Genomic DNA, 23,868 nt, shown 5'->3' with positions numbered 1-23,868 from the left:
GCCGCACCGAGAACCCGGGATCTCCCCGATGCCGCACGCCCGCCCGGCGAGGTGTGCTTGGCCGGACGAGCAAGCGCGAGAACGAGGAAGCGAGAACGACTGTGGAGCTACTGCGAAACGCGGTGCGCCCCTACGCCTGGGGCTCGCGCACCGCTATTGCGGATCTGCTCGGTCGGCCCGTCCCCACCCCGCACCCGGAAGCAGAGCTGTGGATGGGCGCTCACCCCGGTGACCCCTCCCGGGTGCTGCGACCCGACGGGGACGAGGTGTCGCTGCTGTCGCTGCTGGACTCCGAACCCTCGCACCACCTGGGCGACGAGTGCGTGCGCCGCTGGGGCGGCCGGCTGCCGTTCCTGATGAAGGTCCTCGCCGCCGACGAGCCGCTGAGCCTGCAGGCCCACCCCTCCGCCGAGCAGGCCGCCGAGGGCTTCTCCCGGGAGGAGCGGGCCGGGATCGCGCGCAACGCTCCCAACCGCAACTACCCGGACCCGACGGCCAAGCCCGAGCTGATCTGCGCGCTCACCGAGTTCCACGCGCTCGCCGGGTTCCGCGAGGCGCAGCGCACCGTCCGGCTGCTCGACGCGCTCGACGTGCCCAGCCTGCGCGCGCACCGCGAGCTGCTGGCCGCGCAACCGGACGCCAGCGGTCTGCGCGCGCTGTTCACGACCTGGATCACGTTGCCCGAGCACTACCTGCGCGATGTGCTGCCGGAGCTGCTGGACGCCTGCATCGCGCACGTCAGGGAGCGCGGTGAGTTCGCCCTGGAGTGCCGCACGGTGCTGGAGCTGGGGGAGGCGTACCCGCACGACGCGGGAGTGCTGGCGAGCCTGCTGCTGAACCGGATCGTGCTGCAGCCGGGCGAGGCGATCTTCCTGCCGGCGGGCAACCTGCACGCCTACCTGCACGGCACCGGCATCGAGATCCTCGCCAACTCGGACAACATCCTGCGCTGCGGCCTGACGCCCAAGCACGTGGACGTGCCGGAACTGCTGAAGGTCCTGGACTTCTCGTGCGGGGACATGCGGGTCCTCAAGGGCGAGTCGCTGGACGCCAACCTCACCGCCTACCGCACTCCGGCCGACGAGTTCGAGCTGTCCCGGTTGGACTGGACACCGGCCGAGTCCGGAACCGTCCACCTGGATTCGCCCGGTCCGCAGATACTGCTGTGCACCAAGGGGAGCGTCCGCCTGACCAGTGGTCGTCCGGGCAACGGTTCGCTGCCGCGCGAACTGGTCCTGCACCGCGGCCACTCGGTGTGGCTCGCCGCGAGCGATCCGGCGGTGGAAGTCCGCCCGGCCGAACTGGATCCGGACGGACAGGCCCAGGTCTTCCGCGCCGCGGCCGGGTCCTTCTCGAGAGCGATCTCGCACAACGGTTAGGTTCACTCCGCCCCTGATCGAGCCGGACACCCGGTAGATTCCTCCCGACATCGCAGCCGGATCGCAGGAGGAGAACGTGTCAGCAGGGGGCGGGACCAAGGCCATCCTCGCCGCATTGGCCGCCAACGCGGGAATCGCGGTGGCCAAGTTCGGTGGATTCCTGTTCACCGGTTCGTCGTCGATGCTGGCGGAGTCGGTGCACTCTCTCGCCGACACCTCGAACCAGGGGCTGCTCCTGCTCGGTCAGAAGACCTCGCAGCGCAAGGCCTCCGAGGAGCACCCGTTCGGCTACGGCCGGGACCGGTACTTCTACTCGTTCGTCGTGGCGCTGATGCTGTTCACCCTGGGTTCGGTGTTCGCGCTCTACGAGGGCGTCCACAAGATCGAGCACCCGGAGCCGCTGGAGTCGGCGTGGGTGGCGGTGCTCATCCTGGTGATCGCGATCGGCCTGGAGACCTACAGCTTCCGGACCGCCATCACCGAATCGCGCGCGATCAAGGGCGAGCTGAGCTGGTGGCAGTTCATCCGCCAGTCCAAGACCCCCGAGCTCCCGGTGGTGCTGCTGGAGGACCTCGGCGCGCTCGTCGGCCTGGTGCTGGCGCTCGGCGGTGTCGGTCTGACGGTGCTGACCGGCAACGCGATCTTCGACGGCATCGGCACCGTGTGCATCGGCGTGCTGCTCGGCGTGATCGCGGTGGTGCTGATCGTGGAGACCAAGAGCCTGCTCATCGGCGAGGGCGCGAGCCGCGACCTGCTCGACGAGATCGTCGGCCAGGTGGAGTCCGAGCGCGTGGAGCGCGTCATCCACATCCGCACCCAGTACCTCGGGCCCGACGAGCTGCTGATCGCCGCGAAGATCTGCTTCACCGAATCGCTCTCGGTTGCGGAAGTCGCCGCCGAGATCGATGGTGCTGAAAAGCGGATCCGAGCGAACGTTCCGGCGGCTCGTCTGATCTACCTGGAACCGGACCTCGACCGTGGCCGAACGACCACGGCCTGACACAAGACACCATCTTGTCATCACAACGGGTTAACGAAAACTATGGCGAACACTAGTCGGCCGTTACCTGGAGCGACACAAGCGGGTTAGGGTGCGTTCCACCCCGCGACACTTGGGACTTGATGAGGAGGCGACAGTGCCAGGCACTGGGCTGTGGCGAACCAAGTCGGTAGAGCAATCCATTCTCGACACCGACGAGCCGGACACAAAACTACGCAAAAATCTGGGCACCTGGGACCTGATCGTCTTCGGCGTATCGGTCGTGATCGGTGCCGGCATCTTCACGCTCGCGGCACGCACGGCGGGTGACGTCTCCGGACCTTCGGTGTCGCTGGCCTTCGTGCTCTCCGCGATCGCCTGCGGGCTCGCCGCGCTGTGCTACGCCGAGTTCGCCTCGACGGTGCCGGTCGCGGGTAGTGCCTACACCTACTCCTACGCGACCTTCGGCGAGTTCATCGCCTGGATCATCGGCTGGGACCTGATCCTGGAGTTCGCGGTCGCCGCCGCGGCCGTCTCCAAGGGCTGGTCGGTGTACCTCGAAGAGGTCCTGAAGCTGATCGGGCTCGAAGTGCCCACCTCGCTGCCGCTCGGGCCGCTCCAGTTCGACTGGGGCGCGCTGCTGCTGGTCGTGGTGCTGTCCACGCTGCTGGCGGTCGGCACGAAGCTGTCCGCGCGGGTGTCGCTGGTCATCACCATCATCAAGGTGGCCGTCGTGCTGCTGGTGATCGTGGTCGGCCTCGCCTACATCAACGCCGACAACTACACGCCGTTCATCCCGCCGGCCGAACAGGCCACTGAGGACAGCCCGGCGATCGAGCAGTCCCTGCTGTCGCTGATGCTCGGCGGTCAGACCAGCACCTACGGCATGTTCGGCCTGCTGGCCGGTGCCTCGCTGGTGTTCTTCGCGTTCATCGGTTTCGACATCGTCGCGACCACTGCGGAGGAGACCAAGAACCCCCAGAAGAACGCCCCGCGCGGCATTCTGGGCAGCCTCGCGATCGTCACCGTCCTCTACGTCGCGGTCGCGCTGGTCGTCACCGGCATGGTGCCCTACACCGACCTGGCGACCACCGAGGACGGCACCCGGGCCACCCTGGCCACCGCGTTCGCGCAGCACGGCGTGACCTGGGCGGCGGCGATCATCTCCTTCGGCGCGCTGGCCGGTCTGACCACTGTGGTCATGGTGCTGCTGCTGGGCCAGACCCGCGTGCTGTTCGCGATGTCCCGCGACGGCCTGATGCCCAAGGGCCTGGCCAAGACCTCCACCGCCGGAACCCCGGTGCGCGCGACGGTCCTGGTCGGCGTCGTGGTCGTCCTGGCGGCGGCCTTCTTCCCGGCGGACAAGCTGGAGGAGATGGTCAACGTCGGCACGCTGTTCGCGTTCATCCTGGTCTCGCTGGGTGTGATCGTGCTTCGGCGGACCCGTCCGGACCTGCCGCGCGGCTTCCGCGCCCCGCTGGTGCCGCTCGTGCCGATCCTGGCGATCCTGGCCTGCCTGTGGCTGATGCTGAACCTGACCGCGCTGACCTGGGTCCGGTTCCTGGTGTGGATGATCGCCGGTGTGGTGATCTACTTCCTCTACGGCCGGTCGCACTCGCGCCTGGGCAAGGAGGGCGACGTCGCCAACGGCGGCTCCGTCACCAGCTAGCCCGAGCAACACCCGACAGCGGCGTCCTCCTCCGGGAGGGCGCCGCTGTCGCGTTCAGGGGCCCGCGGCAGTGGGCGGTGCTGGTCCGGAGCTGACCGGGCAAGACGGGCGTCGACCAGGGACGGTCCGGGGGCGTCGAAGCCGCGGCCCATCGGTGAAAAAGGGGGCCACGCCTTCGCGGCGCGGCCCCCTGCGGTGGTGGTGTCAGCTGTCGGAGCGGAGGGAGGCGCCGCGCTCCCAGGGGGCGATGCGGCCTCGTGGCTCGGTGATCTCCGGGAGGGTCGAGGGCTCCGAGCGGGCCTCGGAGCCCTGCTGCGCGGGCAGCTCCGGGGCGTCCTCGACGGGCTCCGGGGCCGATTCCTCGTGCGTCTGCTGCTCCGGGACCTCGGTCTCCGACCCGCCCTTGCGGAACGGGATGACCGGCCTGGAACGCTTGGTCCTGGTGGTCTCCGCCGTCTCACCCGGCGTGCGACGGGGCAGGTCCTCGACCGAATCGGTGATCGACCCGCCGTCGTCGCCCTGCGGCGACAGCGACGCGCCGAACGCGTGCGGAGCGGGCGCGGACGGGATCTGCGGAGCCTCCGGCGTCGACAGCGGCAGCGCCGCACCGCGCACCGGACGCTCCAAGCCCGCCGCCATCGCCACGGCGCGATCCCACTCCGGATCGCCGCTGTAGTCGGAATGCCCCAGCACACCGGGAACCCAGCGGCGGCACGAGAACGGCCCCCGCTGCGGGTCCGGCAACCAGTGATCGCCACCGAGCACCAGCGCACCGGTCGGTCCGCGCGTCGCCGCCGGCAAGGGACCCTCGGTGCCGTCGCCGCGAAGGCCGACGCCGATCAGCATCCCGTTGTAGACCTGCCTGTTCCAGGTGGTCACCGCCCCGCCCAGCGGATCGGTGCCGCGGCACAGCGACCGCCACCGTTCGCCCATCGACCCCGCCAGGTCCCGCAGCGCCGAATGCGGCACCACGCCCGGGAAGGCGCGCGGATAGGCCCACTGCAACTGCGAACCGGCCGTCACCAGGCCGACCCGCTCGCGGTCCTGCTCCGGCAGCTTCTCCAGCAGCCGCGCGGCCGCGACCGCGGCGAGCAGGCTGCCCTGGCTGTGCCCGACCAGCACCACGCGCGTGTTCGGATCGGACAGGTGCTCGGCGGCCCGGTCGGCCAGCTCGGGGATCACCTTCAGCGCGTAGCACGGCGGCACCACCGGGTGCGCCTCGCGCGGCCAGAACAGCGCCAGGTCGCCCAGCACGCCCAGCACCCGCGCGGTGTCCCGCTTCGTCGCCGCCAGGAACACCGTGCGCAGCAACCCGACCGCCAGACCCGCCAGCGTCACCACGCCGATCGCGCTCAACCAGCCGACGCTGGGCATCCCGGCGAACCGGGCAGCCAGGCTCGCCGCGGTGCTGACCGTCAGGACCCCGGCGATCACCAGGAACAGCTGGTGCGAGTACCGGCGCTGCAGATCGGCGAACTTCCAGGCGCTCGCGGCCTTGCGCTGGTCCTCCTTGCGACCCGCGTGCAGCAGCGCCACCTCGTCCGGGATGGGGTCGCCGTCCTCGCTGCGCCGGAACCGGCGGACCAGCAGCCACGGCAGCGCCAGCAGCAGCGAGGCGGCCAGCAGCACCACGGCGCTGCCCCAGAAGAACGTCACGTCGTCGAACGCGGCGGGCAGCAGCAGTTCAGCGGCTCCCGGCGCCCGCGGCACGCTCAGCGTCTCCCGGACGCTGAGCGCCAGGCCAGCGCCGAACCCGTTGCCGAGCATCGTCGCGAGCATCAGCACCGGCGCGGTCATCCAGCCGCCCGCCCACGGCCGCAGCTGCTTCGGCGAGGACTTCCACTCGGGCCGCGCCAGCAGCGACGCCGGGACCAGCAGCACGGCGACCGCCACGCAGGTCAGCACCAGCAGCGCGGTGATCGCGTCGATCGTCGAACCCGAACCGGGCAGCGGGCCCCGCAGCTCACCCGGGAGCAGTGCCACGGAAGCGACCAGCACACCGCCGACCGACATCAGCACCTGCCGCGCCCGCCGCCCGAGCAGCGTCCGGAAGACCTTGCTGGTCTCCCGCATCCCGGCCGGATCGTCCAGCCCGGCGGTGCCGACGAGCGACAGGACCAGCAGCACGGCAGCGACCAGCCAGCGCGGATCGAAGCTCGGCGCCAGCGGCCCGCCCAGCGCCACCAGGGCCACAGTGGACAGAGCGGCCGTCACGTGCAGGGCACGCAGGGCCGGGGTGTCCGGATCGGACACGACGTTCTCGCCCGGCAGCATCGGCGCCAGCGCGGAGTGCTGCGGGCTGTCCTTCTTGGGCGCGGACACCCGCCAGGACACAGTGGACAGCCGGTGCATGAGCAGCACCGCCAGCGCCACCGGCACCAGCAGCGCGGTCGAACGCAGCACGTCGACACCGCGCAGCGCGTCCGGGATGAAGCTCATGCACTGCGCGCCGGGTGCCAGGCACTGCGCCGCCACCAGGTCCAGGGTGATCACGGTCAGCTGCGCGACCAGCAGCATCGTCAGCAGCAGCGCGGACAACCGCAGCAGCCCGCGCAACACCGAGCCCAGCATCCGGCTGAGCGGGTTCGCGGTGCGAGTCGGCGGCAGCATCCAGTGCGCCATGTTGGCCAGCGCGAACGGGAACAGCAGAGCCCAGGTCGCCTTCGCCAGACCACCCGAGGTCATGGCGCCCCACACGTAGCCCTCGACGATCCGGGGCACCGAGCGGTCACCGGCGTTGAGCATCGGGCCCGGAACGGGTCGGCGCAGCCGGTCGGCCGGCCGCATGATGCGACCCACCCCGTCGCCGGCCACGTCCACCGACGCCACCGAATCCGTCAGCTCGTCGCCGGTGGTGCCGAGAATTCCGTGCACGCGCAGCTCAACGACGCGGGTGTCGGGCCCGGGTACTTGCACAGGGGTCCTCCCGAGCAGGTCGTGATCATCGAACGCCGAGGTGATTCTCCATCGTGGATGCACACATGGCGACCTCTCCGATCATGATTGTGATCGTCCCGGCAGGGGATGTCATGATTTCGAACGTTTTGCCACCGCCCCGCTGAGAGCTGTTGAGGAAATACGCGGCGTCCCGGCGTACTCGCCACGAAGGCGCTGGCGAACCCGCGGCGGTGCCAGTGCCTTGGGTGGTGGAAGAGGATGCGGCTCCGCCGCATGCTTGAACGGCTTCGAGGGCCGATGGCGCCCGGTACCTCGCCGACACCGTTGGGCTACCGTTTCCGACGTGGGACGACTCATCGTCATCGAGGGGCTGGACGGCGCGGGCAAGCGCACCCTGGCCCGGGGGATCACCGCGGAGCTCACCGCGCGCGGGTGCAGCGTGGCCAGCGCGGCGTTCCCGCGCTACACCGAGGACGTGCACGCCGAACTCGTCGCCGAGGCGCTGCGGGGTGAGCACGGCGACCTCGGCTCCTCCGTGCACGGGATGGCGGTCCTCTACGCGCTCGACCGCAGGGGAGCGGCCGACGCGCTGCGCGCCGACCTCGACGCCCACGACGTCGTGCTGCTCGACCGCTACGTCGCCTCCAACGCCGCTTACGCCGCCGCGCGGCTGCACCAGCACGCCGACGGCGAGGTCGTGTCCTGGATCCGCGACCTGGAGATCACCCGCTTCGGGCTGCCCGAGCCGGACCTGCAGATCCTGCTCCGGGTGCCCGCCGAGGTCGCCACCGGTCGCGCCGAGCACCGCGAGCGCACCGAATCCGATCGCCGCCGCGACCGCTTCGAATCCGACACCCCGCTCCAGCAGCGCTGCGCCGAGGTCTACGCCGAGCTCGCCGACGCGGACTGGTGGACCCCGTGGGTCGTCGTCGACGGCGCCACCGAGGTCGATTTCTCGGTGCTCGTCGACAAGCACGTCCTCGCCTGAAGGTTGAAACCGACACCACACGGCGCCTGCTCCATTCGGTGGTACCGATTGCGCTGAACCGGCCTCGAGTTCGCTACCTGCGACGACACCCGGCGGGTGGATGCACGGCCTCCAAGTGACAAGTGCAACGATGTGGTGCATGAAGGCACGCGTGCTCGTGGTGGACGATGATCCGGCCCTGGCCGAAATGCTGACCATCGTGCTCCGGGGAGAGGGGTTCGAGACCGCCGTCGTCAGCGACGGCACCAAGGCGATGCCCGCCTTGCGCGAGCTCAAACCCGACCTGGTCCTGCTGGACCTGATGCTGCCCGGCATGAACGGCATCGACGTATGCAAGGCGATCCGGACCGAGTCCGTGGTGCCCATCGTCATGCTGACCGCCAAGAGCGACACGGTCGATGTCGTCCTGGGCCTGGAGTCCGGCGCCGACGACTACATAGTGAAGCCCTTCAAGCCGAAGGAGCTCGTCGCCAGGCTGCGCGCCCGGCTGCGCCGCACCGACGCCGAGCCCGCCGAGGTGCTCACCATCGGCGACGTGATCATCGACGTACCCGGGCACGAGGTCACCCGCGACGGCCAGCCGATCGCGCTGACCCCGCTGGAGTTCGACCTGCTGGTCGCCCTGGCCCGCAAGCCGCGCCAGGTCTTCACCCGCGAGGTGCTGCTGGAGCAGGTGTGGGGCTACCGGCACGCGGCCGACACCCGCCTGGTCAACGTGCACGTGCAGCGCCTCCGCTCCAAGGTCGAGCGCGACCCCGAACGCCCGGAAGTGGTTCTCACGGTCCGAGGCGTCGGCTACAAAGCGGGCCCTCCGTGATCGGCTGACCACCCGGCACCGGACGCCGGTGCAGAACGTCCCGAAGCCGTCTGCGAGAGTCTGACGAGGGGCGTTCGCTCGCGAGCGGCGGAGCCGCGAGGCGTTGAGAACGCCTTCGCGACCTGCACCGCCGCGGGTTCCGACACGTCGTCGGGCGAGGACGCCGCGACGCATGCACGAGGAGTGGCGCCCGGAGCCGGACGGCGGGTCAGGTTCCGATACCTGCACCGCTACGCAGAACGAGTTCCGAACAGCCTGAGGTCGCCGTGAGCGTGTGGACGCGCCAGAGCCGCTGGGTGCGGTTGTTGAGCAGTCGTGTCCGCGAGGAGACGCGCGCTCGCTGGCACCGCTTCGAGGCGCTGTGGCGGCGGTCGATGCAGCTGCGCGTCGTCGTCAGCACCCTCGCGCTGTCGCTGGCCGTGGTGATCGTGCTGGGCATGGTGCTGCAGTGGCAGATCACCTCGCAGCTGCTGGAGTCCAAGGAGCAGGGCGCGATCTCGCAGGCCGAGGTGAGCCTGCCGATCCTGGAGCGCGAGCTCACCGCCGTCGACCCCAACTCCGACAGCGTCTCCGAGCAGCTGCAGGCAGCCCTGAACCGGCTGACGACCTCCTCCTCCGGCCAGTCCACCAGCGATGTCGCCGGCGCGTTCACCGCCGTACTGGTCGACGGTCGAGCACCCGGCCCGCGCAACGCGCAGCCCGCCGCCGGTCCCATCGAGGACGTGCCCGAGGACCTGCGCGTGTTCGTCGAACGCGGCCAGCTCGCCACCAAGATCCACACCGTGTCGCGAGGGGACGGTGCGGTCACGATGGTCGTCGTCGGCACACCGGTGTCCAGCGCGACCCGCCCGTTGCAGATCTACCTGCTGTTCCCGCTGACCGCCGAGCAGCAGACCCTCGCCGGCCTCCAGCGGACCCTGCTGGTCAGCGCCGTGGTGCTGCTGGCGCTGCTGGGCGCGATCACCAACCTGGTGACCCGCCAGGTCGTGCGCCCGGTGAGGCAGGCCGCGCAGACCGCCGAGCAGCTCGCCGAAGGCGACCTGGACAAGCGGATGCGGGTGATCGGCGAGGACGACATGGCCCGGCTCGCCGAGTCGTTCAACGAGATGGCCGACAGCCTCAAGCAGCAGATCACGCAGCTGGAGGAGTTCGGCCAGCTGCAGCGCCGCTTCACCTCCGACGTCTCGCACGAGCTGCGCACCCCGCTGACCACGGTCCGGATGGCCGCCGACGTGCTGCACGCCTCCCGCGAGGAGTTCCCGCCCGGCCTGTCGCGCTCCACCGAGCTCCTGGTCGACGAGCTCGACCGGTTCGAGCTGCTGCTCGCCGACCTGCTGGAGATCTCCCGCCTCGACGCGGGCGTCGCCGATCTGGCCGCCGAGCGGCTCGACCTGCACGAGATCGCCGAACGCGCCGCCGAATCCGTGCGCGCCATCGCCGACACCAGCGGCGTCGAACTCCGCGTGTTCGCACCCGCCGACGGAACCGACCTCACCATCGTCGCCGACGCCCGCCGCGTCGAGCGCATCATGCGCAACCTCGTCGCCAACGCCATCGACCACGCCGAAGGCGGCCCGGTCGAGCTGCGCTTCGGGGGCAACGAGCAGGCCGTCGCCGTCACCGTCCGGGACTACGGCGTGGGGCTGCGCAGCGGCGAGGCCGAGCTGGTGTTCACCCGCTTCTGGCGCGCCGACCCCTCCCGCAACCGGCGCAGCGGCGGCACCGGGCTCGGCCTGTCGATCAGCCAGGAGGACGCCCGCCTGCACGGCGGCGAACTCGACGCCTGGGGCGAACCCGGCGAAGGCTCCTGCTTCCGCCTGACGCTGCCGCGCAAACCGGGCAAGGAACCCGAGACCAGCCCGCTGTCGCTGCCGAGCACCCGGCGCATCGCCGCCCCCGAAGCGCTGCTGGCCACCGGCGTGGAACGGCCGTCCGAAGCGGACGGTGAGCAGGACGTGCGCGACACCGGGCCCGCTCGTCTGACCGAAGAGTCCTGGGAGGAGAAGTGATGGACGCGCACCGGTCACGCGGACTCGCGGCACTGCTGGTCCTGCTGCTGTCGGTGTCGGCATGCGCGTCGATCCCGGAGGACTCCGAGCCCAAGGCGGTCAAGGAGGTCGACGGCAGCAACACGACCATCCCGATCAACCCGCCACCGCCCGACATCGACGCGCTGGCCCTGGTGCGCAGCTTCGTCGACAAGGCGGCCTCGCCCGCCAGCAACCACGAGTCGGCCCGCAAGCACCTGGCGGAGTCGATCGAGCGCGACTGGACGCCACCGCCGGGCATGCTGATCGTGGAGAACGTCGACACCATCCCCGTCGCCACTCCGCAGCCGCTGCCCGACGGGGTTCAACTGGTGACGCTGCGGGCCGACCGGATCGGCAGGCTGCTCGCCGACTCCTCGTTCGTGCCCGAGTCCGGCGAGTTCGCCGTGGACGTGCGCGTCGAGCGGCAGAGCAACGGCCAGTGGCGGATCACCACGCCGCCGCCGGAACTGGTCGCGAGCAAGACGTCCTTCAGCTCCACCTTCCGGCCGGTGCCGATCTACTTCCTCGACCACGACCTCACCGGCGTCGCCTCCGACCTGCGCTACGTGGTGGCGCAACCGGCCACGACACTGCCGCGCCGGGTCATCGACCTGCTCACCTCCGGGCCGTCGGAGGGCATGCGGCAGGCGATGCGCACCGCCATCCCGCCCGGGGTGCACCCCAAGACCAACACCACCGAGGCCGCGGACGGCGCGATGGACGTCAACCTCAGCGAGCTCGGCGACGTCTCGCCCGAGATGCGCGAGCTGATCGCCGCGCAGGTGGTCTACACGCTCGAAGGCGTGAGCAGCGCGCGCGTGCGCATCAAGGAAGAGGGCGTTCCGCTGCTGCCCGATGGCAAGGACCTGCGGCCCACCGACATGGAGCAGTACGAGGCCGACAACGTGCAGCGCCCGGACCTGCCGGGCCTGGCGGTGGTCGACGAACGCGTCCTGGTGCTCGACCGGAACGCGCGCCCGATCCCCGGACCGGCCGGTTCCGGCGAGTACGACGTGGTGCGCGCGGGGCGATCCCCGCACGGCGACAAGTTCGCCGCGGTCACCCGCCGCCCCGGCGGTGTGGTGCTGCGCGTCGGCAACTTCGGCGAGCAGCTGTCCGAGCTGCCCACGGTCGGCAACTACATGAGCAAGCCGACGTGGCGCGGCGACGAAGAGGCGTGGACGGTCGTCGACGGCCGCGACGTGGTGCGCGTGGTCGACACCGGCGGCGAGTGGAGCCCCCAGACCGTCGACACCCGCGCGCTGCCACCCGGCCGTCCCATCACCGACCTGCGGTTGTCCCGCGACGGCACCCGGATCGCGGCGGTCATCGACGGCAGCGTGGTGGTCGCCGGGGTCGCCGAGCAGGACGGCCACGCGGTGCTGCAACGCCCGGTGGTGCTGCGCGCTCCGCAGGACATGCAGGTCACGTCGGTGGAGTGGCGGCAGGACGAGTCCCTCGTCGCGATCACCAACAGCAACAACTACCCGGTCTACGACCTGTCGGTGGACGGCTTCCGCTGGGAGCCCTACACGGCGGCGAACCTGGGGCAGCCGCTGACCGCGGTCACGGTCGGTCCGGGAGGCCAGGTGGTGGTCGCCGATCGCAACGGCATCTGGCAGTCCCGGGACACCGACGACGTCTGGTCCCTCACCGACGCGCCGATCGGAGGCGCCTCCATCCCGTTCTACCCGGGCTGATCACCGACGCGCGTCGGTGAGTCGGATCGGCGATCGGGCCATGATCGGCCGGTGCTGTCCCGCCTTCGCGAAGCGATCTCCGGCCTGGCCGACCTGCTGCTGCCGCTGCACTGCGTCGGCTGCGACGTCGCGGGCACCGCGTGGTGCCCGCGCTGCGCGGGCAGGCTCGGCGGGCTGCGCCGGGTGCACCGGCCGCTGTTCGGGAACTCGCCACCGGTGTTCGCCCTCGGCCGATACCGGGGCGTCGCCCGGCGCGCGGTGCTGGCCTACAAGGAGGACGGTCAGCGCGCGCTCGCCGCTCCGCTGGGCGCGCAGCTGGCCACCGCGCTGCGCTCGATCACCCTCGACCGGTCGCTGGAACCGGAGTGGTGGCTGGTGCCCGCGCCCTCGCGCGCGATGGCCTCGCGGCGGCGGGGCGGCGCGCACATGGCCCGGATCGCGCACCGCGCGGCGGTCGAGCTCAGCGCCGCGGGGATGCCGACGCGCGTCGCCGACTGCCTGCTGACCGGCCCGGGTGCCGCGGATTCGGCGGGGCTCACCCCGCAGCAGCGCCTCGACAACCTCTCCGGCCGGGTGCTGGTGCGGCCCGGCCGGCTGCCGCCGGGCGGGGCGCAGGTCGCGTTGCTCGACGACGTCGTGACGACGGGGGCGACGGTGACCTGCGCTGCGGCAGCGCTCGACGGGGCCAGGCGCCCGGTCGCGGTGGTGCTCGCCCTGACCTCGACGGCCGGCTGATCTCGTCGAGTGATTTCCGCTTACCTGATCGGCCCAGGAACTGATCGGCGGCCGCGTTCGTTCCCCGGGTGTGAGCTGGCTGAAAAGGCAGATCGCCACCATGCGCAGAGCTACTGCGCTTTCTACCCGAACGGGTGAACCACCCGTTCGGAGGCTCACTCCGGCCACGCCTGGCACGCAGCGTGATCTGCTGCTTTCGGCAGCAAACATCACTCTCGGTGGATGCTTGACTTCGCCCGTCTGAGGGGGTGTCACAAATCGATAAACCGAGCTAACGTGGCGAACCAATCCAGCCAACCGAGGCGGAGGGAAGGAGCGAAAACCCATGTCCCTGGCGCCTGAAGCGAGCTGATCTCCTTTCCAGGCGCCCCCGTGCACACCTCGCCTACGGAGCTTGCAAGGAACGGAGGTCGTGAATGGATATCGTCGTCAAGGGTCGTAACGTTCAGGTTCCCGATCACTACCGGGAGCACGTCAACACCAAGATGACCCGGCTTGAGCGGTACAACCGGAAGGCCATTCGGGCGGAAGTGGAACTGTTCCACGAGAAGAATCCCCGCCAGGCCAAGAACTGCCAGCGAGTCGAGATCACTCTGAAGGGCAAGGGCGCTCCCATTCGAGCCCAAGCCTGTGCAGGCGACTTCTACGCCGCGCTCGACGCCGCGACGACCAAGCTGGAGAGCAGGCTCCGGCGCATGCACGACCGTAGAAAGGTGCACTACGGACAGCACAACCCGACTTCCGTGGCAGAGGCGACCGCAGCGATGGCGGACCGGCCTGTGGTGACCGGCCCGATCGGATCCGGCTCCGGTGGAGCCGAAGGCCGAACCGCGCTGCTCGAAGCGCCCCAGGAAGCTCCCGCGCACACCGCCGAGGTGCCGGGACAGCGCATGACCGAAGAGGACGGCTACGCCCCCGGCCAGGTCGTGCGCGACAAGGAGCACTCGGCCAAACCGATGACCGTTGATGAAGCCCTCTACCAGATGGAACTGGTCGGGCACGACTTCTACCTCTTCTCCGACGCCGACAGCGGACGTCCCAGCGTCGTCTACCGCAGGAAGGGATTCGACTACGGCGTGATCCGACTCGCCGAGGCCTAAGAACCCATCTGGGCGGCTTGCCCGGCGGAACCTGGGACGCCGTCTGGACCGCGGGCGCCACTCCCGACCCACGCGGAGTGGTCGTCCCCACCAGACGACATCCCAGAACCCGCGGCGGTGCGAGCTGCGAAGGTGGGAAGCGGAGAGCGGCTGCAGCCGCTCTCCCGACGGCGAAGGGCGAGTCTGCGCCACGCCCGACCCGCACGGCTGTCCCCCGCGTACGGTGGTTCGCGGGGGACAGCCGTGTGTTGCGGTCCGCCAACGCTGCATCGGACTACGGCACACCCCCACAGCCAGCTCTAATACGATGGCCACAAAGCGTCCGTGACGGACGCGTCACGATCAGCTAGCGAGGTCGACCGGATGGTCCTGTCCCGACTGCTCCGCGCCGGCGAGGGCAAGATGCTCAAGCGCCTGCGTGCTATTGCAGCGCACATCAACGAGCTCGAAGACACCGTCGTCGGTTTGTCCGATACCGAGCTGCGGGGCAAGACAGACGAGTTCAAGCGCCGCCACAGCGAGGGGGAGTCGCTCGACGAGCTGCTGCCCGAAGCCTTCGCGGTCGCCCGCGAAGGCGCCAAGCGCACCCTCGGCCAGCGGCACTTCGACGTGCAGCTGATGGGCGGCGCCGCCCTGCACCTGGGCAACATCGCCGAGATGAAGACCGGTGAGGGCAAGACCCTGACCTGCGTCCTGCCCGCCTACCTCAACGCCATCACCGGCGAAGGCGTGCACGTGGTCACCGTCAACGACTACCTCGCCAAGCGCGACGCCGAGTGGATGGGCCGCGTGCACCGCTTCCTCGGCCTGGAAGTCGGCGCGATCCTCGCCGAGATGACCCCGGAGCAGCGCCGCCAGGCCTACGCCGCCGACATCACCTACGGCACCAACAACGAGTTCGGCTTCGACTACCTGCGCGACAACATGGCCTGGAGCCTCGCCGACTGCGTGCAGCGCGGCCACCACTTCGCCGTGGTCGACGAGGTCGACTCCATCCTCATCGACGAGGCCCGGACCCCGCTGATCATCTCGGGCCCCGCCGACCAGTCCTCCCGCTGGTACCAGGAGTTCGCCCGGCTCGCCCCCATCCTCAAGCGCGACGCGCACTACGAGGTCGACGAGCGCAAGCGCACGGTCGGCGTCACCGAAGAGGGCGTGTCGATCATCGAGGACCAGCTCGGCATCGAGAACCTCTACGAGGCCGCCAACACGCCGCTCGTCGGCTACCTCAACAACGCGCTCAAGGCCAAGGAGCTCTACCAGCGCGACAAGGACTACATCGTCCGCGACGGCGAGGTGTCCATCGTCGACGAGTTCACCGGCCGAATCCTGGCCGGTCGCCGCTACAACGAGGGCATGCACCAGGCGATCGAGGCCAAGGAAGGCGTCGAGATCAAGGCCGAGAACCAGACGCTGGCCACGATCACGCTGCAGAACTACTTCCGCCTCTACGACAAGCTGGGCGGCATGACCGGTACCGCCGAGACCGAGGCGGCCGAGTTCCACACCACCTACAAGCTCGGCGTGGTGCCCATCCCCACCAACGAGCCGATGGCCCGCATCGACCAGCCCGACCTGGTCTACAAGGGAGAACCCGCCAAGTTCGAGGCCGTCGCCGAGGACATCTCCGAGCGCCACGAGAAGGGCCAGCCGGTCCTGATCGGCACCACGAGCGTCGAGCGCTCCGAGTACCTGTCGAAGCTGCTGACCAAGCGCGGCATCCCGCACAACGTGCTCAACGCGAAGAACCACCAGCGCGAGGCCGCGATCATCGCCGAGGCCGGCCGTCTCGGCGCCGTCACCGTCGCCACCAACATGGCCGGCCGCGGTACCGACATCGTGCTGGGCGGCAACGTCGACCACCTCGCCGACGCCGAGCTGCGCGAGCGCGGCCTGGACCCGGTGGGCAACCGCGAGCAGTACGAGGCCGAGTGGTCCGCCGTCGTCGAGAAGATCAAGGCGCAGGTCGACGCCGAAGCCGACCGGGTCCGCGAGGCCGGCGGCCTCTACGTGCTGGGCACCGAGCGGCACGAGTCCCGCCGCATCGACAACCAGCTGCGCGGTCGTTCCGGCCGTCAGGGCGACCCCGGCGAGTCCCGCTTCTACCTGTCGCTGGGCGACGAGCTCATGCGCCGCTTCAACTCCGCCATGGTCGAGACCGTCATGACGCGCCTGAAGGTGCCCGACGACGTCCCGATCGAGCACAAGATGGTCTCCCGCGCGATCCGCAGCGCTCAGACGCAGGTCGAGCAGCAGAACATGGAGATCCGCAAGAACGTCCTCAAGTACGACGAGGTGATGAACCAGCAGCGCACCGTCATCTACGACGAGCGCCGCCGCGTCCTGGCCGGTGAGGACCTGCAAGAGCAGATCATGCACATGCTCACCGACGTCATCACCGCCTACGTCGACGCCGAGACCTCCGCCGGCTACGCCGAGGACTGGGACTTCGAGAAGCTCTGGAAGGCGCTGGGCTCGCTGTACCCGGTCGGCCTGAGCTGGGAGACGCTGGTCGAGGAGGACGACGACCTCAGCAAGGAGCACCTGCTGGAGCTGATCACCGCCGACGCCAAGGACGCCTACGCCAAGCGCGAGGCCGAGGTCGACGGCAAGGTCGGGCCCGGTGCGATGCGGGAGCTGGAGCGCCGCGTGCTGCTCAGCGTCCTGGACCGCAAGTGGCGCGAGCACCTCTACGAGATGGACTACCTCAAGGAGGGCATCGGCCTGCGCGCCATGGCGCAGCGCGACCCGCTGATCGAGTACCGCCGCGAGGGCTTCGACATGTTCGGCGGCATGCTGGACGCGTTGAAGGAGGAGTCGGTCGGCTTCCTGTTCAACGTCCAGGTCGAGGCCGCCGAGCCCGAGCCCGCACCGGAGCAGCCGGCTGTGCCGGTCTCGGTGAGCCAGGCGGGCAACGGCGTCCCCGAGGTCCCGCAGACGCCGCAGGTCCCGCAGGCGGGCGCTCAGCCCCAGGGCGCGCGTTCCCGGCGGGCCAAGCCGGCTTCGGCAGGTCCGGCGCTGAGCCAGCTCGCCGGAGGTCCCGGCGAAGGCGAGCAGACCCCGCCCGCGCTGCGCGGTGGCGGTCTGCAGGCCCCGGGCAACCAGCGGCTGAGCTACTCCGGCCCGGACGAGACCGGTGAGATGCAGAAGATCTCCGAGCAGGACGACCCGGAGACCCGCAGCGGCACCCGCCGCGAGCGCCGCGCGGCCGCCCGCGCCGACAACAAGAAGAAGAAGCGCTGAGGATCCGCTCACGCGAAGGGCCCCGGACCGTGTGGTCCGGGGCCCTTCGCTTCTCGGGTGCGGCAGTAGCCGCCGCGATCACGAGTTGGGGCGCTTGCCGTGGTTGGCCTTGTTCTTGCGCCGGTCCTTCTTCTTGCGCGCGCGCTTGCCCATAAGGCGACTCCCTCGAAGTTCGAGTTTCACTCCAGCCCGGTGACCGCGAGTGATCGACTGACACCCGGTCTCCGCTGGGATTTCGAGGTTCCAGTCTGCCATGTCCGATACCTGCCGTCGGCGGGTGGTGGCGGTCGTGGTTTCCTAAGCAGGGGCCGGAGTCGGCCGCGACGAGGAGGAAGAGATGGCCGAGGAGATCCGCGCCGAGACGGTGGCCAACGTCATGGCGGTGTCGATGTCCGAAGGCGATGCGGTCCACGACGGTGACTCGCTGGTGCTCCTGGAGTCCATGAGCATGGAGATCCCGGTGCTCAGCGAGGTGTCCGGCACGATCAGCACCATCGCGGTCAAGCCGGGTGACGTCGTGCAAGAGGGCGATCTGATCGCTGTCGTCGAGTGACGACCCGCTTCGATCCGAGCAGCCGACCCGGAGGACCGCCTTGTCCACGCTGAGTGATCTTCTCGCCGAACACACCGGCCTGTCCGGCACTGCCGCCGACCACCTGCAGCTGGTGGTCGCCGAGTGGCAGCTGCTGAGCGACCTGTCGTTCGCGGATTTCCTCATGTGGGTGCCGATCGGCCCCTCTGAGGCCCCCGAGGACCGCTTCCTGTGCGTCGCCCAGGCCCGTCCCACCACCGCGCCCACCGCGCACCCGGAGGACGTGGTCGGCTCCGAGGTCACCCAGGACGACCACCCGCAGCTCCGGCGCGCCGCCCTGGAGGGCCGCATCTGCCGCGAGGAGGACCCGCGCTGGCACCTGGGGGTTCCGGTCCGGCGCGAGACGATCCCGGTGAAGCTGGGCGACGAGATCGTGGCGGTGCTCAGCCGCGACACCAACCTCGCCGTGCCGAGGGTGCCCAGCCCGCTGGAGATCTCCTACCTGGGCAGCGCCGCCGACCTGTGCCAGATGGTCGCCGACGGCACGTTCCCCACGCCGGAGCCCGCACCCGACGTGCACACCAGCCCGCGCGTCGGTGACGGCCTGATCCGGCTGGACAACTCCGGAACGGTCGTGTTCGCCAGCCCCAACGCGCTGTCGGCCTACCACCGCATGGGCCACGCGGCCGACCTGGTGGGCGCCCAGCTGGCGCCGCTGACTCGCTCGCTGCTCAACGACCCGTTCGACGCGGACGAGGTCTCGCAGCGGGTCCGGCGCGCGATGGGCGGCGAGCCCAGCATGCGCATCGAAGCCGAGGCGCGCGGTGCGACGGTGCTGTTCCGCGCGCTGCCGCTGCGCCCGCGCGGCCAGTCGGCCGGCGCGCTGGTTCTGGTCCGCGACGTCACCGAGGTCAAGCGGCGGGACCGGGCGTTGATGTCCAAGGACGCCACCATCCGCGAGATCCACCATCGCGTGAAGAACAACCTGCAGACCGTGGCGGCGCTGCTGCGGTTGCAGTCGCGGCGCACCGGCAACAACGAGGCACGGCTGGCGCTGGACGAATCGGTGCGCCGGGTGACCTCGATCGCCCTGGTGCACGAGACGCTGTCGATGTCGGTGGACGAGCGGGTCGACCTCGACGACGTGGTGGACCGGGTGATCCCGATGATGAGCGACGTCGCCGTCGCCGAGACCGGGGTGAAGGTCAGCCGCGGCGGGAAGTTCGGGGTGGTGTCGGCGGAACTGGCCACGCCGCTGGTGATGGTCCTGACCGAGCTGGTGCAGAACGCTTTCGAGCACGCCTTCCCGGAGGGGCAGGGCGGGGAAGTGGTCGTGCAGGCGGAGCGTTCGGCGCGCTGGCTCGACGTCGTCATCTCGGATGACGGTCGTGGCCTGCCGAAGGGATTCTCCCTCGAGCGCGCCGAACGTCTCGGCCTGCAGATCGTGCGGACCCTGGTGGAGTCTGAGCTCCGCGGGTCTCTGAGCTTGCGTGGCCGCGGTCATCAACGTGGTACCGAAGCGGTTTTGCGGGTGCCTCTGAAGTACCGACGGTGACGGCCCGTATACTGGGCGCCACGCTGGTGCGTCGATCACTCGGGTGACGTCCCCACGCGCCGGGGACGTCGGGCCGATCGGGTCGGTTTCCCCGGTTCCGGCTACCCCGTGGTGATGGGGAGATCGGCTGGAACGTGCGGGACCGACATCGACGCTGATCGGCCGGAGCTGCTAGTCGGGGTCGGGTCAGTTCTTTCGGTGCGAGGCCGTGTGCGGCCGGGGCGAGACGGGCGGTCGGTCACCGGGGGTGCGACCGACCGGCCACGTCTCAGCGAGCTGCTACTCAGGCGTTGGTGCGCGCCCGGGTGCGAGCGTTGCGCCGCTTGAGGGCACGCCGCTCGTCTTCGCTCATGCCGCCCCAGACACCGGCGTCCTGGCCGCTCTCGAGTGCCCACGCCAGGCACTGAGAGGCAACCGGACAACGGCGGCATACGGCCTTCGCCTCGGCGATCTGCAGCACAGCAGGACCGCTGTTCCCAACCGGGAAGAACAGCTCCGGGTCCTCGTCACGGCAAACCGCATCGTGGCGCCAGTCCATTGTTCCTTGCTCCTCGCTAGGCGCGCCCATGCGCGCCGATAGTTCGTTCGGGGTGTTTGTGAATGCTTTCACGGAGTCCGTGTGCTTGTGAATGCTTTCACGAACTGCCGCGATGTCAAGAGGTCGATCTCGGGCGGTGAGCGAACTCACCTGAAAGATCGACGAGACTTGACCAGGGGTTTCGGTGTGCTCCCGGACTCAGACGGGGGTCATGAGTCGGCAGCGACGTCCATCCGTGACCAGAAGGTTATACAGCGACGCGGAGAGCGTTCGGGACTGAGGAGAACTCGATCGCCGATCGCTCACCCAGGCAATCGCCGTCCACCTGCAGGCGCAACGGCTCCGTACAGGTTACGCGTAGATGGGGCACATCCGCAGCCTGAATTGAATTTCTTCCGTGTGGTTTCCCTCTACCGCGCAGCATCTCCGCTACGTGTCGCAACACAGGGTAGGCAGTCATCTTCTTCAGCGCGAACACGCCGAGGCCGGTGTCGAAGCTGGTCTCGGGGCTCATGCGCACCGGCGTCGAACCCAGGTAGGTCCACGGGTCGGTGTTGGACACGAACACACTGTGTAGTAGCTCACTCGGGTGATCGTCACCGATTTGCAAGCTCAGCTTCGGCTCCCCACGGGCCATCCGAACGTAGCAGGCCAGGGCAATCCGGGCATACAGGGCGGGGGTGGCTTCGCGCCCCAGCGACCGCTGGCGCTCCATCTCGGCGACGACCTCGGCGTCCCAGCCGATGCCGGCGTTGAAGGTGAACCACCTCTCATCGGCCTTGCCCAACCCGACCTGACGGGTGCTGCGATCGGCCAGCGCGCGCATCAGGTGGTGCGTGGCGTCGACCGGATCCTTGGGGACCCCGAGCGCGCGGGCGAAGACGTTCGCCGAACCACCGGGCACCACGCCCAGCGTCGGCATCGACGGGTCGCCGGGCTCGGCGACCTCGAACATGCCGTTGACCACTTCGTTGACCGTGCCGTCGCCACCGTGCGCGATGACCAGGTCCGCGCCGTCCCGGACGGCGTCCCGCGCCGCCTCCGAGGCGTGTCCGAAGTGCCGCGTCTCCACGACGTCCAGCTTCAGCACACTGGCCAGGGCGGCGGCGAGCACATCGCGGCCACTGGCTGTGGTGGAGGTCGCCTGCGGGTTGACGACGAGAACGGCGCGCACAACCGAAGCCTAAGCGAGACGGTTTCGTGTCCGTCGGGCGCGGGGGCAAGGTTAGGCGTGCCGCGAAGTCTCAACTGGTCTGTCCGGTCACCTCCGAGTCCGATGCGGACCGGGACCGGCCGAGGTGCGCGGCACGGGCGGACGCGGCGACGGAACGCACCAGGAGCGGATGCGCCATGCCGCTGACCACCGGTTTCCGGCGACAAGCGGATGCGTAACCCCGGAACGCACCCGACCGTTGTCCACCGGCTGCCGACGTGCACGCGGCGAGTTCGACGGACACCCCGATATCCGCGAACGCCGCTTCAGCCATGAGTCGATCATGTCGTCTGGAGGCCTGCGGCAGCTATGCGGCGATCGGGCGGTATTACCATCGAAAGCGCACACGCAGAGTCACTGTCGGGGTCGTGGCCCCGTTCGAGGAGAGGGCGCCTTGTCTACCGAGACCGTTCCCCGCACGGTGCGCATCGCCGGCGTGCTGACCACCTTGCAGGCGGTGGCAGCCCTGGTGTTCGTCGTGGCGCTGCTGGTCCGCAGCGCCTCCAACGACCTCGGCGGCGTCGGTCAGCTCGAACGCGGCGAGACGTGGGGCGAGGCGGGCTACTACGCGCTGCTGGCCTCCGGTGTGCTCGCCGCGGGCATCGGCCTGATCAAGGGCAAGCACTGGGCCCGCACGCCCGCCCTGCTGCTGCAGCTGCTGCTGCTCGGCACCGCCTGGTACGCGGCAGGCCCGTCCGGGCGGCCGCTGATCGGCCTGATCATCGCGGTGCCCGCCGTGGCGGTGCTGTGGTTCCTGTTCAACCGCGAGGGCCGCGAGTGGTCGTTCCACGCCTCCATGGCCCCCGACGCCCGCGAGGACTGACCGGTCAGCTCCCGAAGGAGCGCAGGGCGTCGCCGGTGAGCCGGTAGACGCTCCAGCCGTCCATCGGGAAGGCGCCCTGGGCCTTGTAGAAGGCGATCGAGGGCTCGTTCCAGTCCAGCACCGACCACTCCAGGCGCGCGTAGCCGCGCTCGACGCACTCGCTCGCCAGCGTGCGCAGCAGCCGCTTGCCCAGGCCCGAACCCCGGTGCTCCGGCCGCACGTAGAGATCCTCCAGGTAGATCCCGTGCACGCCCTCCCAGGTGGAGAAGTTCAGGAACCACAGGGACAGCCCGACGACAGCACCGTCCACTTCGGCCACGTGCCCGAACAGGGCGGGGTCCGGCCCGAACAGCGCGGTCCGCAGCTGCTCCTCGGTCAGGTGGCAGGAATCGGGCTCCTCCTCGTACCTGGCGAGCTCGTGCACCAGCTCCACCATCGCCGCCACGTCGTCCTCGCGAGCCCGCCGGATCATCCCGTCCTCCACTGCCAACCGAACCTGGTGCTTCCAGGCCCATTCTGCGCGGTGGTGCGGCGGGGACCGACGCAGGTGCTCAGCCCTGCTGCCAGGCGGGGATGTTCGACCGGTGGATCTGCGGAACGCCCCGGTCGTGGCCGAGGACGGTGATCCCGGCGGCGTCGAGGGCGAAGTGGACCCCCGAGGCGATGGGCAGGTTCAGCCAGCGGGCGATCAGGCACCGGCTGAAGTGGCCGTGCCCGACGAGCACCACATCGGTGTCGGTGCCGCGCACGCGCTCCAGCAGGTCGTCGGCGCGGGTGGCGATGTTGGAGGCGGTCTCACCGCCGGGGCACGGGTGGCTCCACACCGTCCAGTCCGGAACGGTCTCGCGGATCTGATCGGTGGTCAGGCCCTCGTAATCGCCGTAATCCCACTCCACCAGCAGCGGTTCGGTCACCACGTCGGCGAGCCCGGCGAGGTCCGCGGTCCGCTGCGCCCGCTTGCGCGGGCTGCACAGCACCGTGACGGGGCCGGCGGGGCGCAGGGCGGTCAGGGTCTGGCCCGCCTGACGTGCCCGCAGCTCGCCCTCGACGGTGAGGGGGATGTCGGTGCGACTGGTGTGCTGACCGGTCAGGGACCACTCGGTGGTGCCGTGCCGGAGGATGTAGACGCGCTGCTCCACGGATCGCAGCGTACGGATCCGCGGCGCTTCCGCAGAACGACGTCACTCACGTCACGTGGTCAGTGCTCGTCGTAGTGCTCGCCGTGGACCGCGTGGCGGTGCCCGTCGTGGACGTAGTCGACGTGGTCGCCGTGCGGAACCGCGACGTGCCCGCAGTTCTCGCCGTGCACGTGGTCGTGGGACCCGTGCTCCTGGTGCTCGCCGACCTCGCACTCGTCGTAGTGCCCGTCGTGCGCGGCGTGCAGGTGCCCGTCGTGGGCGTAGTCGACGTGGTCGCCGTGCGGCACGGCGACGTGCCCGCAGCCGGGCCCGTGGGCGTGGTCGTGACCGGTGTGCTCTCGGCATGCGGTGGTCATGAGGTCTCCCCAACTCCGCGAGACGTCGGTGTCCGTGCAGGCCAGCCTATGGCTGCCGAGAACGCCTCGCATGATCGTCACCGGCGGCAGCGTGGGAACCTTTCGCCCACAGCGGTGGTGGGCACGGGAACCTCTCGCGCACCGCGGTGAGAGCACGGGAACCGTTCGGTCACT

The 23,868-nt window shown here is 70.0% G+C and carries 20 protein-coding genes; 13 read left to right on the top strand and 7 right to left on the bottom strand.

Translation table 11 applies throughout. The annotated features are described in order from the left end of the window. The first annotated feature begins 101 nt into the window (after window positions 1-101). The 3 genes from manA to E1181_RS03765 all read left to right on the top strand — a co-directional run bounded on the left by manA (window position 102) and on the right by E1181_RS03765 (window position 4,027). Window positions 102-1,379 carry a mannose-6-phosphate isomerase, class I gene (gene manA, locus E1181_RS03775; protein WP_132672458.1) on the top strand — a complete coding sequence of 426 codons (1,278 nt, stop codon included), beginning with the start codon at window positions 102-104 and terminating at the stop codon, window positions 1,377-1,379. 76 nt (window positions 1,380-1,455) lie between these two features. Further along, a complete protein-coding gene (locus E1181_RS03770; RefSeq protein ID WP_132672457.1) occupies window positions 1,456-2,379 on the top strand; it encodes a cation diffusion facilitator family transporter in 924 nt (307 codons plus the stop codon). Between the two features lie 136 nt (window positions 2,380-2,515). Then, window positions 2,516-4,027 (top strand): amino acid permease, encoded by a 1,512-nt coding sequence (locus E1181_RS03765; protein ID WP_132672456.1) that lies wholly within the window; start codon window positions 2,516-2,518, stop codon window positions 4,025-4,027. A 204-nt stretch (window positions 4,028-4,231) separates the two neighbouring features. Here the strand turns inward: E1181_RS03765 and E1181_RS03760 are convergent, their stop codons facing one another. Continuing rightward, window positions 4,232-6,943, bottom strand: coding sequence for a lipase family protein (locus E1181_RS03760; protein WP_132672455.1), 2,712 nt, complete (start codon window positions 6,941-6,943; stop codon window positions 4,232-4,234). Window positions 6,944-7,268: 325 nt separating this feature from the next. On the opposite strand from E1181_RS03760, the gene E1181_RS03755 reads away from it, so the two are divergent. The 7 genes from E1181_RS03755 (at window position 7,269) to secA (ending at window position 17,538) form a co-directional block, all read left to right on the top strand. Further along, window positions 7,269-7,913 carry a dTMP kinase gene (locus E1181_RS03755; RefSeq protein ID WP_132672454.1) on the top strand — a complete coding sequence of 215 codons (645 nt, stop codon included), beginning with the start codon at window positions 7,269-7,271 and terminating at the stop codon, window positions 7,911-7,913. A gap of 139 nt (window positions 7,914-8,052) precedes the next feature. Next, window positions 8,053-8,730: an MtrAB system response regulator MtrA gene (mtrA, locus tag E1181_RS03750; protein ID WP_132672453.1), complete on the top strand. Its 678-nt coding sequence runs from the start codon at window positions 8,053-8,055 to the stop codon at window positions 8,728-8,730. 302 nt (window positions 8,731-9,032) lie between these two features. Then, window positions 9,033-10,739, top strand: coding sequence for an MtrAB system histidine kinase MtrB (gene mtrB, locus E1181_RS03745; protein WP_456238795.1), 1,707 nt, complete (start codon window positions 9,033-9,035; stop codon window positions 10,737-10,739). Then, a complete protein-coding gene (locus tag E1181_RS03740) occupies window positions 10,739-12,460 on the top strand; it encodes an LpqB family beta-propeller domain-containing protein (RefSeq protein WP_132672451.1) in 1,722 nt (573 codons plus the stop codon). Before mtrB ends, E1181_RS03740 begins: the two co-directional genes overlap by 1 nt. 51 nt (window positions 12,461-12,511) lie before the next feature. Next, the gene (locus E1181_RS03735; protein WP_132672450.1) at window positions 12,512-13,195 is read left to right on the top strand and encodes a ComF family protein; all 684 of its coding nucleotides are present in this window, start codon (window positions 12,512-12,514) and stop codon (window positions 13,193-13,195) included. 416 nt (window positions 13,196-13,611) lie between these two features. Beyond that, entirely contained in the window at window positions 13,612-14,295 is a 684-nt protein-coding gene (gene hpf / locus E1181_RS03730; RefSeq protein WP_132672449.1) for a ribosome hibernation-promoting factor, HPF/YfiA family, read from the top strand. A gap of 363 nt (window positions 14,296-14,658) precedes the next feature. After that, the gene (secA, locus tag E1181_RS03725; RefSeq protein WP_132672448.1) at window positions 14,659-17,538 is read left to right on the top strand and encodes a preprotein translocase subunit SecA; all 2,880 of its coding nucleotides are present in this window, start codon (window positions 14,659-14,661) and stop codon (window positions 17,536-17,538) included. Between the two features lie 78 nt (window positions 17,539-17,616). Here secA and E1181_RS32830 read toward each other — a convergent pair whose 3' ends face one another. Then, window positions 17,617-17,691 (bottom strand): 50S ribosomal protein bL37, encoded by a 75-nt coding sequence (locus E1181_RS32830; protein WP_372448851.1) that lies wholly within the window; start codon window positions 17,689-17,691, stop codon window positions 17,617-17,619. A gap of 184 nt (window positions 17,692-17,875) precedes the next feature. Here E1181_RS32830 and E1181_RS03720 point away from each other — a divergent pair, with 184 nt between their 5' ends. Both E1181_RS03720 and E1181_RS03715 read left to right on the top strand, forming a co-directional pair. Further along, window positions 17,876-18,091 carry a biotin/lipoyl-binding carrier protein gene (locus E1181_RS03720; RefSeq protein WP_132672447.1) on the top strand — a complete coding sequence of 72 codons (216 nt, stop codon included), beginning with the start codon at window positions 17,876-17,878 and terminating at the stop codon, window positions 18,089-18,091. 40 nt (window positions 18,092-18,131) lie between these two features. Further along, on the top strand, window positions 18,132-19,625 hold the full coding sequence (locus E1181_RS03715) for a PAS domain-containing sensor histidine kinase (protein WP_132672446.1): 1,494 nt from the start codon (window positions 18,132-18,134) through the stop codon (window positions 19,623-19,625). 283 nt (window positions 19,626-19,908) lie between these two features. Here E1181_RS03715 and E1181_RS03710 read toward each other — a convergent pair whose 3' ends face one another. Both E1181_RS03710 and E1181_RS03705 read right to left on the bottom strand, forming a co-directional pair. Then, a complete protein-coding gene (locus E1181_RS03710; protein ID WP_093413759.1) occupies window positions 19,909-20,163 on the bottom strand; it encodes a WhiB family transcriptional regulator in 255 nt (84 codons plus the stop codon). Window positions 20,164-20,410: 247 nt separating this feature from the next. Beyond that, window positions 20,411-21,337, bottom strand: a complete 927-nt coding sequence (locus tag E1181_RS03705) for a diacylglycerol/lipid kinase family protein (protein WP_132672445.1) — start codon at window positions 21,335-21,337, stop codon at window positions 20,411-20,413. A 433-nt stretch (window positions 21,338-21,770) separates the two neighbouring features. Between E1181_RS03705 and E1181_RS03700 the strand changes: the two genes are divergently transcribed. Beyond that, window positions 21,771-22,199: a hypothetical protein gene (locus E1181_RS03700; protein WP_132672444.1), complete on the top strand. Its 429-nt coding sequence runs from the start codon at window positions 21,771-21,773 to the stop codon at window positions 22,197-22,199. A 4-nt stretch (window positions 22,200-22,203) separates the two neighbouring features. On the opposite strand, the gene E1181_RS03695 is transcribed toward E1181_RS03700, so the two are convergent. The 3 genes from E1181_RS03695 to E1181_RS03685 form a co-directional block, all read right to left on the bottom strand. Then, window positions 22,204-22,671, bottom strand: coding sequence for a GNAT family N-acetyltransferase (locus E1181_RS03695; RefSeq protein WP_132672443.1), 468 nt, complete (start codon window positions 22,669-22,671; stop codon window positions 22,204-22,206). A 79-nt stretch (window positions 22,672-22,750) separates the two neighbouring features. After that, window positions 22,751-23,338 carry a histidine phosphatase family protein gene (locus E1181_RS03690; RefSeq protein WP_132672442.1) on the bottom strand — a complete coding sequence of 196 codons (588 nt, stop codon included), beginning with the start codon at window positions 23,336-23,338 and terminating at the stop codon, window positions 22,751-22,753. Window positions 23,339-23,397: 59 nt separating this feature from the next. Continuing rightward, window positions 23,398-23,694: a hypothetical protein gene (locus tag E1181_RS03685; protein ID WP_132672514.1), complete on the bottom strand. Its 297-nt coding sequence runs from the start codon at window positions 23,692-23,694 to the stop codon at window positions 23,398-23,400. Between the last annotated feature and the right edge of the window lie 174 nt (window positions 23,695-23,868).

It is taken from the genome of Saccharopolyspora terrae (genome assembly GCF_004348435.1).
Lineage (GTDB): Bacteria > Actinomycetota > Actinomycetes > Mycobacteriales > Pseudonocardiaceae > Saccharopolyspora > Saccharopolyspora endophytica.
This window is presented reverse-complemented; position numbering and strand designations above follow the sequence as displayed.

Coding starts and splice junctions, on each gene's coding strand:
- hpf (WP_132672449.1), top strand. CDS start 13,612: ATGGATATCGTCGTCAAGGGTCGTAACGTTCAGGTTCCCGATCACTAC.
- E1181_RS03710 (WP_093413759.1), bottom strand. CDS start 20,163: ATGGACTGGCGCCACGATGCGGTTTGCCGTGACGAGGACCCGGAGCTG.
- E1181_RS03695 (WP_132672443.1), bottom strand. CDS start 22,671: ATGATCCGGCGGGCTCGCGAGGACGACGTGGCGGCGATGGTGGAGCTG.
- secA (WP_132672448.1), top strand. CDS start 14,659: ATGGTCCTGTCCCGACTGCTCCGCGCCGGCGAGGGCAAGATGCTCAAG.
- mtrA (WP_132672453.1), top strand. CDS start 8,053: ATGAAGGCACGCGTGCTCGTGGTGGACGATGATCCGGCCCTGGCCGAA.
- E1181_RS03720 (WP_132672447.1), top strand. CDS start 17,876: ATGGCCGAGGAGATCCGCGCCGAGACGGTGGCCAACGTCATGGCGGTG.
- E1181_RS03685 (WP_132672514.1), bottom strand. CDS start 23,694: ATGACCACCGCATGCCGAGAGCACACCGGTCACGACCACGCCCACGGG.
- E1181_RS03740 (WP_132672451.1), top strand. CDS start 10,739: ATGGACGCGCACCGGTCACGCGGACTCGCGGCACTGCTGGTCCTGCTG.